Raw genomic sequence first — 13,054 nt, 5'->3', positions numbered from 1 at the left:
CTGGTCGTCTTTTTTAGAAAAGAAGTAATACATGAACATAAAGACATGCCTGTTTACCCTGTTATGCTGCCTGTGCCAGTTCGCCCTGTTCGCCCAGGATACGACCGAACAAAAGAAACTCCGTCAGCATGTTTATGCTACCAATGGTGGAGATGGCCCCATCCTCTCTTTTGGCAATGTAAAGATGGATGGCGCACATGTCAACACCGCTCCACGTTTTACCCTGTTCTTTAATGTAGGCCGTAATTATAATTATGACTTTACTAAGTGGCTGGGAATCTATTCTGGTGTCGATCTTAAAAATATAGGGATCATCACCAAAGAGAACGGTACAAAGCTAAAACGCCGTGTATATACCCTGGGCGTGCCTTTGGGACTTAAAATAGGTGATGTAAGAGGGCAGAATTTCTTTTTCTTCCTGGGTGGCCAGTACGATCTGGCGTTTAATTATAAGGAAAAGCAATTTATAAATGGAGATAAGGCGAAGAAATTCAATGAATGGTTCAGTGACCGTACGCCACTACTCATGCCTTCACTGTTCGCGGGCTTCCGCTTCTACCCGGGTATAGGCCTGAAAGTACAGTACTATCCTAATAACTTCTTCAACAAGGACTTTAAAGAAACCGTAGCAGGTGTAACCACCTACCCCTATCGCAATATGGAGTCCAAAATGTTCTTCGTAACCCTGACCTACAGTTTCGGAGATACATGGCCGACCCAGTTGGATCGTTTTGGGAAGATGATGTATTAACCTGATAGTATTTTCACGTGTTCGGTGCTTCGCCGTCGCTAGTTCGCTGCTAGTTCGCTGCTAGTTCGCTGCTTGTATACTCAAACCATATTTCATGAGTAAAAAATATGAAATCCTTATCTGTAAATGATGATGGAGGATTTTTTTGTGAGTATAGGTAATAGATGTTGAATAAATCACATGTTAATATTGTATCAGTGATCGCCCGCAAAAAAATCTTACATTACATATCCAAACAGAAAAACCATGTACCAGACGATCAATACCACCTTAGAAAACGATACATTATTTATCTACATCAACCGCCCGGACAAGATGAATGCCCTGAACCAACAAGTCATGGCAGAACTGGCCCTTGCTATTGATGAAGTATACAAAGACAGAGAAATAAAAAGTGCGGTCATCACTGGTACTGGCGAAAAAGCATTTGTAGCCGGCGCAGATATTGCCGAATTTCTACGTCTCTCCCCACAACAAGGTATCGAACTAGCCAACAAAGGTCACATGATCTTTAAGCGTATCGAAGATTGTCCGAAGCCTATTATTGCTGCCGTCAATGGATTTGCACTGGGTGGTGGATGTGAATTGGCCATGGCCTGCCACTTTCGTATCGCTGCTACCAATGCAAAATTTGGTCAGCCAGAAGTGAACCTCGGTATCATTCCAGGTTATGGTGGTACACAACGTCTCACCGCTCTCATTGGCAAAGGCAAAGCAATGGAATTGATGATGACTGCCGATATGATCAATGCTCAGGATGCACTAACATGGGGACTCGTGAACCACGTAGTAGCACCAGAAGAATTACTCACAAAAACAAAAGAAATACTAGCAAAAATACATGCGAAAGCACCGCTTGCAATTGCCAGAGTTATTAAATGTGCAAACGGTGCATTGGACAAAGATGTAGATGGCTATGAGCTGGAAATCAATGAATTTGGAGCCTGTTTTGCTACGAAAGATATGCAGGAAGGTGCGTCTGCATTCATTCAAAAACGACCTGCATCATTCATTGGAGAATAAGCAACATCTATACTTTTAATGCCAATATCCGTGTATAATAATTGATGAGCGTAACCCGTTGTGATAACTTCATAAGCATATTAACCAGGTATAACCATAAAATCCTATTCATGAAGACAACAACAACCCTTGCCCTCAAAAAATCAAGAAAACTGAAATTGGAAAAAGTAACAATTTCAAAACTCAACGTGCAACATTTATTTCCTATTCTCGTCGATGGCCCAGGTCAATCTACACACCCGGTGTGTGATTTTACACAGGTAACGACGGTTATTGACGTTGCAGTTTTTTAAACCTTTTCACACTTTCAGGCTGTATCATCCATTACGATACAGCCTGTTTTTATTCGGGTACCTGAAGGAAACGTGTAGTTCATTAAGCGATTCTCAGGCGGATCATTTAACTTTGATACATCCTCAAGCAATGTTGACCATTTATGATGACACGACTCTTTTTAACCATTATTTTAAGCGGCTATCTATTCCCGGCCATCGCACAGGAGTGCGCCTGTAAATCAAGTCTGCAATACCTGATTGATAAAGTAGCCCGGAACTATATTGGCTTTCCGGACAAAGTCACGACTGCCAATAAAAAGCAATACCAGGCATTTACTGATAGTTTAATAAAAGTATCAGATACTGCTTCTATGCCTGTATGCTTTTCCATCTTACAAAAATGGACCACCTTTTTCCAGGATAAACATTTAATGGTGATTGTAAATCGTGGCGGAAAACATCCTATGCTTGATACCTACTTCCCCAGAAAAAAACCTGTTAAAATTTCGTTGGATCCATCTTTCAAAATACTCAATGATCAAACCTGCTTACTCACCATACCCAGTGCACGGCTTGAATACAAAGGCATTGTCGATAGCTTACTTGTACTGCACAAAGATCTGCTGAGTAAGACAAGTCATTTCATCATCGATGTGAGGGAAAACAGGGGCGGATCCACACTTGTATTCGACAACGTATTACCCTACTTATATACAAATCCTATCATTACAGAAGGAGCCATGGTACTGGCTACAGAAGAGAATATCCATAACCTGTACGAAGTGACGGATTATCCAAATGTAAGTGATAGTATGAAAGCCGTTTTCAAAAAAGAAGCAGCTGCATTAAAAGCGCACATAGGTAGGGAATATCAGTTATGGAATAATGATACCACGACTATGGATCAGGTATTCCCTTACCCCAAAAAAGTATCGCTACTCATCAATCATAATGTAGGCAGCAGTACAGAGATGTTTGTATTAAAAGCACGCCAGAGTAAAAAGGTAAAACTGTTCGGCACACATACTGCCGGTGTAGTAGATTACTCTGATGTAGTGCCGTATATGATGCCCTGTACATTATTTGCCTTTGGCGTACCCAGCTCCCGCACACTACGCATGCCTGCGGAAGTTATTGACAATATTGGCATTGCCCCAAACGTTGAAATTCCAGCAAATACTACAGATTGGGTACAGTATGTAGTAGAACATCGCTGATTAATTTGTATATCTTATAGGAATAATGGAATCGTTTAAGAAAACCCGGGCCTACTCTAGATTAATAGCCTTACACATTTTAGCTTGGTCTATTTATATATTCATTGGATTAGCCCGAAAAATTTTATTGACTAAGTATACTTTCGACCTGCTCGACTTTGTATTTACAGAGTTGCCGGTGGTGTATATTTTTTATGGAAACTATATCATCCTCCGAAAATTTTTGAGCACAAAAAAATATGCATTGCTGGTAGCAGGTGAGTTGTTCGTGTTTTTCTCTGCTGCATTTTTATACTTTGCATTCGGTACCCTGATCAGACCTTTCGAACCACCGGGTACTGTTCCGCCCTATGTCTTCTCCGAATTATTACTGGATACATTGTGGGTATACCTGATTTATGGTTTTTTCTCTTTTGGTTATTACTTCGGTATGGAGTCGGTCAGCAAAGAAAAGCGACTACGTGTTATGGAACAGGAAAAGGCAAGGATAGAAGCCGACCGGCTTAAATCGGAATATGCCTTTTTGCGGGCACAGATCAATCCCCATTTTTTGCATAATACCCTGAACCTCTTTTATGCCAAATCTATCATGGTGAGCGAAGAATTGTCGGAAGGCATACTGACCCTCTGTGAAATCATGCGCTATTCTATGCATACCGGTGAGGCAGATGTGGATACCGTACCCTTGTCCAGAGAAATAGAGCATGTACAGAATGTGATCAAAATCAACCAGCTCCGGTTTAGTAACCGGTTACAGGTCATTTTTGACATCAGTGGCGATATGAGTGACATTCGGATTATTCCTTTGGTAATTATTACGTTGGTAGAAAATGCTTTTAAACACGGAGAGCTGAATAATGACCAGCATCCATTGGTGATGCAGTTAAAAGTGTCGGAAGAGGACGGTACTATTTACTTCTCTACCCATAACAGGAAGAAAAGGGGGCCTAAAGAATTGTCCAACGGTATAGGTATGGATAACATTAAGAGAAGGCTGGATGCCACCTATAAAAACAATTATTCCCTTACTACGACTGATGAAGCGGACAATTATACCGCTTCATTATGGATCACTGTTTCCTAAAAATACCTGTAATCATGCTATCCGTCCCTTGAAAAAGAGGATTGGTGTAATGTATTTCCTGCATGGGGCGGGTGGGCTTACCTTTGATTCATCGATTCCATTAACCCCTATTCGAAAGTCACATTAAAAGTTGGGGGGGACAACCCAACTGGGTCTTTGGACCAAATAATACTGAAGGCAGGGTTTCACATATTCGGTTAATCCGAAATCTTCCTGCCAACTTTTTTTCATCCATTCGCCCCCGAAAATTTATTTCATTCACTCGTTCCAATGATCTTTGCCGGTTTGGCTATCCATTGACACGGTTTCATTCATTCGCCCCCAAAATATAGACCTGAAAAGGTCTTTTTCATCCATTCGCCCCCAATGATTTTATGCCGGTTTGGCTATCCATTGACACGGTTTCATTCATTCGCCCCCAAAGTATTAGACCTGAAAAGGTTTTTTTTCGTCCATTCGCCCCCAATGATTTTATGCCGGTCTGGCTATCCATTGACACGGTTTCATTCATTCGCCCCCAAAGTATTAGACCTGAAAAGGTTTTTTTCGTCCATTCGCCCCCAATGATTTTATGCCGGTTTGGCCATCCATTAAACCTGTTTTCATTCATTCGCCCCCAAAGTTATTAGACCTGAAAAGGTTTTTTTCGTCCATTCGCCCCCAATGATTTTATGCCGGTTTGGCTATTCATTGACCTGTTTTCATTCATTCGCCCCCAAAGTATTAGATTTGAAAAGGTTTTTTTCATCCATTCGCCCCCAATGATTTTATGCCGGTTTGGCTATTCATTGACCTGTTTTCATTCATTCGCCCCCAAAGTATTAGACCTGAAAAGGTTTTTTTCATCCATTCGCCCCCAATGATTTTATGCCGGTCTTGGCCATCCATTAACCTGTTTTCATTCATTCGCCCCTAAGCTATCAGGTCTGTAAAGGCCTTTTCGTCCATTTACCCTTAAGTTTTTTATCCCTATCCTATACCTACATCCATTGTCCCCAGAGTTCGCTTGTACAGGCCATCCATTGCTTAAGGCCCCATATGGTTTCATTTTCATTCATTCCCCAATTTCCTGCCTGTACAAGCCATTTTTTTACTGACATTTAGTACGTTTGTACCGCAAAAAATCAAGCATTATGGAATATAGAATAGAGAAAGACACGATGGGCGAAGTACAGGTACCAGTAGACGCATATTATGGTGCTCAAACCCAACGTTCTATCGACAATTTCAGGATAGCACAGGATATTAACAGAATGCCTAAAGAAATCATTCAGGCATTTGCTTACCTCAAAAAAGCAGCAGCACTCACCAATCTGGATGCTGGCGTTCTCTCCCAGGAAAAGGCCACGCTGATCGGCAACGCCTGCGATGAAATTCTCGCTGGCAAACTGGACGACCAGTTCCCACTGGTAGTTTGGCAGACAGGCTCAGGTACCCAGTCCAACATGAACGTAAATGAAGTGATCGCTTACCGTGCCCATGTAAACAATGGTGGTAAACTCACTGATAAAGATAAAGCGATACACCCGAATGATGATGTGAACAAATCACAGTCATCCAATGATACTTTCCCAACCGCTATGCACATTGCGGCGTACAAAATGCTGATCGAGGTAACCATCCCAGGGATCAAAAAGCTCCGTGCTACCCTGGCTGAAAAGGCAGAAGCCTTCAAGCACGTGGTGAAAATAGGCCGTACCCACTTTATGGATGCGACCCCGCTCACCCTGGGTCAGGAAATAAGTGGTTATGTATCACAGCTGGACCACGGGCTGAGAGCCATCAACAATACCCTCGCTCACCTGAGCGAACTGGCATTGGGTGGTACTGCCGTAGGTACTGGTATCAATACCCCTAAAGGTTATTCTGAGAATGTAGCGAAACACATCGCGAACCTCACCGGTCTGCCTTTCATCACTGCTGAAAACAAATTTGAAGCCCTGGCAGCACACGATGCAATCGTAGAAGCACATGGCGCCCTCAAAACTGTAGCAGTGAGCCTCATGAAGATCGCAAACGATATTCGTATGCTTAGCTCCGGCCCACGCTCCGGTATAGGTGAACTCCACATTCCTGACAATGAACCAGGTTCTTCTATCATGCCAGGTAAAGTGAACCCTACACAGTGTGAAGCCCTCACGATGATTGCTGCACAGGTAATGGGTAATGACGTAGCAATCAACATTGGTGGTGCTACCGGTCACTTTGAACTGAATGTGTTCAAGCCTGTAATGATCTATAATTTCCTGCACTCTGCACGCCTGATCGGCGATGGTTGTGTAAGCTTCAATGATAAATGTGCGACCGGTCTGGAACCAATCGAAGCAAATATCAAGAAGCATGTGGATAACTCACTGATGCTGGTAACTGCACTGAACACGAAGATCGGTTACTACAAAGCTGCTGAGATTGCGCAGAAAGCACATAAAGAAGGGACTACACTGAAGGAAATGGCGGTGAAACTGGGATATGTAAAACCAGAAGAATTTGATGCGTGGGTAAACCCAATTGATATGGTCGGAGAGATTTAGTAATCTGAGTAAGGAGATCTGGTCGTCCACACAAAGAGATTAGATAATCTGCGTAAAGAGATCAGATCGTCTGCACAAGAGATTAAATCATCCGCATAAAGAGATCAGATCATCTCCGCCCAAAACTCAAATAATCTGCATAAAAACAGTCATGAAAGAGGGAATTCACCAACGGGGAATGAAAAACATTTTCAGAAAAAACCCTCATGAACCGGGTTCACAAACGACTATGAAAATGGTGGTACCTTCGACAAAAGTACTACCATGGAACAATCACATATCAGTTTTGAACAGGTTGTGAGTCGCGGCTGTGGCCTCGATGTTCACCAGGAGAATGTAGTAGCCACCATCAGAGGAAATGGGTTGGAAGAACAAACCCGCACTTTTAGCACTTTCACAAGTTCACTTAGGGACCTGGTAGCTTGGCTTGAAGAATCCGGCATTACACATGTCGCAATGGAGAGCACGGGGGTTTACTGGAAGCCTGTTTTTAATATACTGGAACCTCACTTTGAACTTATTCTGGTCAATGCCCGGCATATTAAATATGTGCCGGGGCATAAGACCGATCGCAATGACAGTGCCTGGATTGCAAAATTATTGCTAAGCGGGCTACTAAAGGGAAGTTTTATTCCACCGCAATACACTCGCGAATTACGGGAATTGTACCGATACAAACGTAAAGTAATAGGACAGCGGTCCAGTGAATATAACCGGTTACAGAACATTTTAGAGACAGCCAATATCAAATTGAGCACTGTAGTCAGTGATGTATTCGGTGTAAGTGGCTGGTCAATGATCACTGCCATTATTGAAGGAGAACAGGATCCTATGATATTGGCCAATTTGGCAAAAGGTAGGCTCAAAATCAAAAAACAAGAGCTTATTCTTGCATTAGAAGGCCATCTTAATGAGCATCACCGTTTTATGCTCAGCCTGTCTAAAACTGTTATTTTACAGCTAAATGACCTACTTGGTCAGGTGGATAACCGTATAGATCAGTACTTAAAAAATGGGAGGAAGAAGTAAAATTACTTCAGACTATTCCCGAGTACAAAAACAAACAGCTACCGCCATCTTAGCCGAAATAGGTACAGATATGCATGCGTTCCCTAATCAGCATCATTTGGCTAGTTGGTGTGGTTTATGTCCTGGTAATAATGAAAGTGCCGGAAAAAGAAAAGTGAAAGAATCAATCATGGCAACAGATCCCTTAAAACCGCACTCGTGGAAGCAGCATGGGCTGCAGCACATACGAAAGATACTTATCTGAAAAGAAAATATTATACTTTGAGTATACGAAGAGGCAAAAAACGAGCACTTATTGCAATTTCACACAAAATCCTAATTGCCGCTTATTTTATACTCAAAAATAGAGTGCCATATATGGAACCTGATAATCAGGAGTGGCTAAAAAAAGAAAGCAGGCGCAGATAAATAATTATCTCAGACGCCTGCGCGAGCTTGAGGCATTACCCCCATCTCAATAAGATTACTAAGTTACAAAAATCGACCTTTTATTGGTGCTTTTTCAGCCTGTAGAAAAAACTGATTTAAGACTCTAAGTACAAACGATTGTTGCTATAAGCACGAAAAGAAAATTTTAATCCTATAGAGTCATATCAAATTATGGCCTGGACGAACTATTTTCAAAGAAAAAAGGGGTTGTAAATTTTACAACCCCTTTTTCTTATTATGTCTTATAATGAATATTAAATAATATTAATGATGTAATGATGCCATTATAATAGTCCGTAAACTAGTCAGGATAATCAATATTCCCACCATAATCATCAGCGGCTTCCGCTTAATCTTCCTCACCAGCAGCGCTGCAAAAGGAGAAGCAATCACCCCACCAATAATCAGCCCTATAATCACCGGCCAACCGGTAATAGCGCCAAATAACAAAAACGTACTCGCACCAGCCAGAGAAATAAAGAACTCCGCAGCATTTACAGATCCAATTGTATAATGAGCCGAACGGCCTTTGCTCAGCAAGGTTGAAGTCACAACCGGACCCCATCCGCCACCGCCAATGGCATCCATAAACCCACCAAACAATGCCAGCAGCCCCAGTCTCTTCGTTTTGCTCTTTGCCTTCTTTTTCTGAAATGCTTTGCGAAGCACAACAAGACCCAGGATCAACAAATAAGCACTCATGTATGGCTTGATCACATCCCCATCAATCACCTTAGATAATAAAAACGCACCGGTTATGGCACCAATCACACCCGGTATCAAAAGGCCCATAAACAGTTTCTTATTTACATTCCCAAAACGGAAGTGTGAAATACCAGAAGCCCCGGTCGTAAACACCTCTGCCACATGCACACTCGCACTGGCAATAGCCGGAGGAATACCCAGACCCAACAACAAAGAGGTAGATGTAGCACCATAAGCCATACCCAACGCACCATCCACCATCTGAGCAGCCAATCCTACACAGATGTAGAACAACACTTCCCTGGTGAACAAAGACGCCGTAAAGTCGTAGATACGGGTGTGCGTAGCTTCGGAGGTATTAAAATAATATAATATTCCTGCCCCTACCAGTACTGCTAACCCGATAAGACCGATCAGGAGCCATAAAGCTGGCTTCTTCTGGTTGTCATCATTGACAAGGTCAATAAGGACCTCCTGGCGTTCAGGGCTGGCCACTTGATTCTCTATTTGCTCTATCTCCTCGTTATGCGACATTATTTCTCTAGTTATTTAGTCTATAGATAAGATAGACTAAGGTAGGGTGAATAAACGGTTTATCCAAGCGGGCAACCTTAAAAAGTTATTAGAAAGAGAAAAATAAGGAAAGTTTAATCCTTTCAACTGCCGGCAGGCAGCTCTCTAAAACAACAAAGCTCCTGCCTTCGGCAGGAGCTTTGTTGTCTGGGCATTTCATAAGCCCCTTTATTTCTTCGCAAAAGGCAAATCATACGTTATCGCCACATAATACAAACCCTTTATCGTAGGCCCTCCCACATACTGGAAGTAAGCCGTATTGAATATATTCGATCCACCCACCTTCACGGAAGTATGAATCTTGGGCAATCCATAAGTCACCTGCGCATCCACCGTGCTATAAGCCGGCACATCACCATTACCAAACAGATTCTGCCAGTAGAAAGTATCCTGCCAGTGCCATACCACATTGAACCCTACATTCTTAAACACCTGCCTGTTACCAAAACTCACATTCGAAAAGTACTTCGGCGTATTAAAACCAGGAATCAACGCATCATCCTTCGTCTTATCCTGTGTCAGGGTATTATAATTCAGGTTACCACTAAGGGTATATCCCTTCTCAAAATTGTAAGTCACACCCAGTGCAAAACCATAGTTCTGTACGGTAGACTTACTATTTGTCCACACCCTATACCTGTTCTGGTATTGCTTATCATACATCTGATCCAGCACTGACTGAGTCAGGTCATTCACACTACCCGTCTTAGGCACCGCCACTTCCACCTGCCCGATAAAGTGTTTGTAACTGTTGAAGTACCCATCTACATCAATAAACACTTTATTATCAAACAACACACTCTTATACCCTGCTTCAAATGAATGGATCTGCTCAGGTACAATCGGGTCCAGGTTCGCTACTTTCAGTACGCCTGCACTTTGCTGCTCTGCCTCCGCCCTTGTCACTGTTGCATCTGCATTGGTGATCTTATTCACCGCTGTTGTATATGCCGTCGCACTGCTGGTCAGGAAGGAATTCTTAAAGTACCCCAATCCTTCTTCTATAAATGCCAGACCACCTACACGACGTACCCCACCGTTATTCACGAAAGAATACGCTTCAAACAGCGATGGGAACCTAAACCCATTCTGCCAGCTGGCCCTGAAGTTATGACGCTGATTAGGTGTGGTATACACTGCCGCAATACGAGGGTTGAACTTACCATCGAACTGCTGACTCTTATCATACCTCAAAGATGCTGTCAGTTTCAGCTGATCATGGAAGAAGGTTTTGCTTGCCTGTACAAACCCACCTGCTTTACCATACCAGATGTGTTTACCACCCGGTGTATTACGGTCAGCCAGCGCTTTTGTGAAATCCACAAAGTTGTTGCCATCCGGAATGATCTCGTAAGTACGGTAATCCGCACCTACCAGTACATCCGCAAAGTGTACATATTTACGCAGGTTCCAGGTACCCTCTCCGTGATAGAAATGGCTCATCTGCAACAGGGCAGCACCACCACTCTTGTTAGTAGAATCTTTGGAAGTAGGGTAAATATCCCAGTCGTTGATGCTCTTGATCAACTTCACCTGTTTATCAAAAGCCGCTGTACCCGGTGTCCATCTGCCATTATCAGCTGCAGCACGTGCCGCACGGTGAGCAGCAGCGATATCGCTACCCGCATCCAGCGCGGAGTTCAAAGCCTTGGTATAATCTGACTGCCAAACCTTGTCTGTTTTGAAAGACTTTTCAAGGTTATCCGCCAGCGGGTTCATATTATAAGAGTCACCGGTGTTTTCGAGTGACATATAAGAACGGATAGTGAAATCCTCTCCCTGTAACTCGACTTTATGGTTTTGTACTACCACGTTTTTCAAACCAATACGGTTACCACGCTGGAAGAAACCATCCATCTGACCAATACGGTAGTTGTAAGAAATCTGTAGTTTAGGTCTGATCTTATAATACAACCCACCATCAAATTTCAGGTTCTTTACGGTGTAATCACCTACCAGGTCTTTTTCCCAATATCCGGTACGGCTTACGTTGTAAGATTTACCATTTTTATCAGTGATCGGGAAAGTACTCTGGTCAGCATATTTATTCCATGCATCGTTAGCTACGTTGTTCGCACCTACGAGCGTAGGGAAGTCAGGATTCGCCTTGGTACCGGGATTGAAGTCATTGTGACTATCCGCATACCAGTCAGTACCCTGCATATAAGAGAAGTTGATTTTGAAGGCAAATTTGTCATTGAAAGCCTGCGCATATCTCACAGAAGTTTCAGTCAATGCCTTTGGAGAACCTCCACTGCCATCGAAGTGGTTAGCACCGATTTTCTGATACACACTGATACCCTGGTATTGGAAAGGGTTCTTGGTAAGCAGGTTAGACATCCCATTGATGGCGTTCATACCATACAAGGCAGAAGAGGCGCCGGGAGTAACTTCAATACTCTGGATATCCAGTTCGGTAGGGCCGATGGCATTACCCAGTGGTACACCAAGGGTAGCGGCCTGGTTATCCACACCATCTACCAGCTGCATAAAGCGGAAGTTGTTCGGCACATTGAAACCACGGGTGTTGAATACCTTAAAGGTCAAACCTGCCGTGGTCATCTGCACCCCTTTCAGGTTCCCGATGGCATCATAGAAAGAGGCAGCCGGTGTTTCTTTCAATGCTTTTACATCCAGTTTTTCAATCGCCACCGGTGACCGCATCAGTTTTTCCTGCTGACGGGAAGCGGATACTACCACTTCGTTCACAAGCAGGTTCTGCGTCACCAGTTGTATCTGTAAACGGCTATCGCTATTCTTTACATCGAATTCCTGCGGTTGATAGCCGATGAGACGGACAACTAATTTGAACGGGAATTTAGTGTTTGCAGTAAGGTGAAAAGTACCTGTACTGTCTGTAGTGGCGCCGAAGGAGGTACCTTTAATCTGTACAGAAGCTCCTACCAGGGGGTCCTTGCTGTCTCCGGTGATCTTACCGGAAATGATATAGGAGCCGTTGAGTTGTGCCTGCGCAAACAGCGGCAGGAGAATGGTCAGGAGCCACAGATAGATTATACGTACGGGGCGTCTGGTGTTTTGCATATAATTTATATGTATTAGTAAAAGGACTTTAGTTTAGTGAATGTATAATGAATTACAGGTCAGTTCCTTAGCTTATTCTTCTTTTCTTATATCTATTAGTCTATAGAATTTGTGGACAAATGTAATAAGGGGATTCAGCATTTCAAAATTTATTGTTAAAATTTGATGAGAGGAAGGGGGTAAACACAAAAAAAATATGCCCCTGCTATCGCAAAAGGCAAGTCCCTGCTGCCGCAAGGCACATCCCAGCTATCGCAAAGGGTAACCCAGCTATCGCAAAAGACACCTCCTGCTGCCGCAAGGCACATCCCAGCTATCGCAAAGGGTAACCCAGCTATCGCAAAAGACACCTCCTGCTATCGCAAGGCATAAAAAAAGCCCCTGCCATAAGACAG

General features: G+C 43.1%; 11 protein-coding genes and 1 pseudogene. 9 read left to right on the top strand and 3 right to left on the bottom strand.

All coding sequences use genetic code 11. The annotated features are described in order from the left end of the window. Nucleotides 1-31: 31 nt before the first annotated feature. From QQL36_RS05880 to QQL36_RS05860, 5 genes are all read left to right on the top strand, one after another. A complete protein-coding gene (locus QQL36_RS05880; protein WP_321569272.1) occupies nucleotides 32-751 on the top strand; it encodes a hypothetical protein in 720 nt (239 codons plus the stop codon). 246 nt (nucleotides 752-997) lie between these two features. After that, complete coding sequence (locus QQL36_RS05875) at nucleotides 998-1,774, top strand: enoyl-CoA hydratase/isomerase family protein (protein WP_083722291.1); 777 nt, start codon at nucleotides 998-1,000, stop codon at nucleotides 1,772-1,774. A 110-nt stretch (nucleotides 1,775-1,884) separates the two neighbouring features. Next, on the top strand, nucleotides 1,885-2,067 hold the full coding sequence (locus QQL36_RS05870; RefSeq protein WP_143708803.1) for a hypothetical protein: 183 nt from the start codon (nucleotides 1,885-1,887) through the stop codon (nucleotides 2,065-2,067). 143 nt (nucleotides 2,068-2,210) lie between these two features. Beyond that, nucleotides 2,211-3,266, top strand: a complete 1,056-nt coding sequence (locus QQL36_RS05865; protein ID WP_321569271.1) for a S41 family peptidase — start codon at nucleotides 2,211-2,213, stop codon at nucleotides 3,264-3,266. Nucleotides 3,267-3,393: 127 nt separating this feature from the next. Further along, the gene (locus tag QQL36_RS05860; RefSeq protein ID WP_179091060.1) at nucleotides 3,394-4,350 is read left to right on the top strand and encodes a sensor histidine kinase; all 957 of its coding nucleotides are present in this window, start codon (nucleotides 3,394-3,396) and stop codon (nucleotides 4,348-4,350) included. Between the two features lie 349 nt (nucleotides 4,351-4,699). Here the strand turns inward: QQL36_RS05860 and QQL36_RS05855 are convergent, their stop codons facing one another. Continuing rightward, nucleotides 4,700-4,960, bottom strand: a complete 261-nt coding sequence (locus QQL36_RS05855) for a hypothetical protein (RefSeq protein ID WP_321569270.1) — start codon at nucleotides 4,958-4,960, stop codon at nucleotides 4,700-4,702. 523 nt (nucleotides 4,961-5,483) lie between these two features. Here QQL36_RS05855 and fumC point away from each other — a divergent pair. From fumC to QQL36_RS05840, 4 genes and pseudogenes are all read left to right on the top strand, one after another. After that, a complete protein-coding gene (gene fumC, locus QQL36_RS05850) occupies nucleotides 5,484-6,881 on the top strand; it encodes a class II fumarate hydratase (RefSeq protein WP_083724724.1) in 1,398 nt (465 codons plus the stop codon). Between the two features lie 264 nt (nucleotides 6,882-7,145). Continuing rightward, nucleotides 7,146-7,910 carry an IS110 family transposase gene (locus QQL36_RS05845; protein ID WP_321566635.1) on the top strand — a complete coding sequence of 255 codons (765 nt, stop codon included), beginning with the start codon at nucleotides 7,146-7,148 and terminating at the stop codon, nucleotides 7,908-7,910. Then, nucleotides 7,894-8,108, top strand: a pseudogene (locus tag QQL36_RS35605) (transposase); the annotation flags it as partial. The gene QQL36_RS05845 and the pseudogene QQL36_RS35605, both read left to right, overlap by 17 nt. Continuing rightward, a complete protein-coding gene (locus QQL36_RS05840; RefSeq protein WP_321568094.1) occupies nucleotides 8,109-8,318 on the top strand; it encodes a hypothetical protein in 210 nt (69 codons plus the stop codon). A gap of 285 nt (nucleotides 8,319-8,603) precedes the next feature. Here the strand turns inward: QQL36_RS05840 and QQL36_RS05835 are convergent, their stop codons facing one another. Together QQL36_RS05835 and QQL36_RS05830 are read right to left on the bottom strand one after the other, a co-directional pair. Further along, nucleotides 8,604-9,578, bottom strand: a complete 975-nt coding sequence (locus QQL36_RS05835) for a sulfite exporter TauE/SafE family protein (protein WP_083724726.1) — start codon at nucleotides 9,576-9,578, stop codon at nucleotides 8,604-8,606. 207 nt (nucleotides 9,579-9,785) lie between these two features. Continuing rightward, nucleotides 9,786-12,659 (bottom strand): TonB-dependent receptor, encoded by a 2,874-nt coding sequence (locus tag QQL36_RS05830; RefSeq protein WP_321569269.1) that lies wholly within the window; start codon nucleotides 12,657-12,659, stop codon nucleotides 9,786-9,788. Between the last annotated feature and the right edge of the window lie 395 nt (nucleotides 12,660-13,054).

This window comes from Chitinophaga sp. LS1, assembly GCF_034274695.1.
Classification (GTDB): domain Bacteria; phylum Bacteroidota; class Bacteroidia; order Chitinophagales; family Chitinophagaceae; genus Chitinophaga.
Note: the sequence above shows the minus strand (reverse complement) of the source record. Positions and strands in the feature narration are given on the sequence as shown.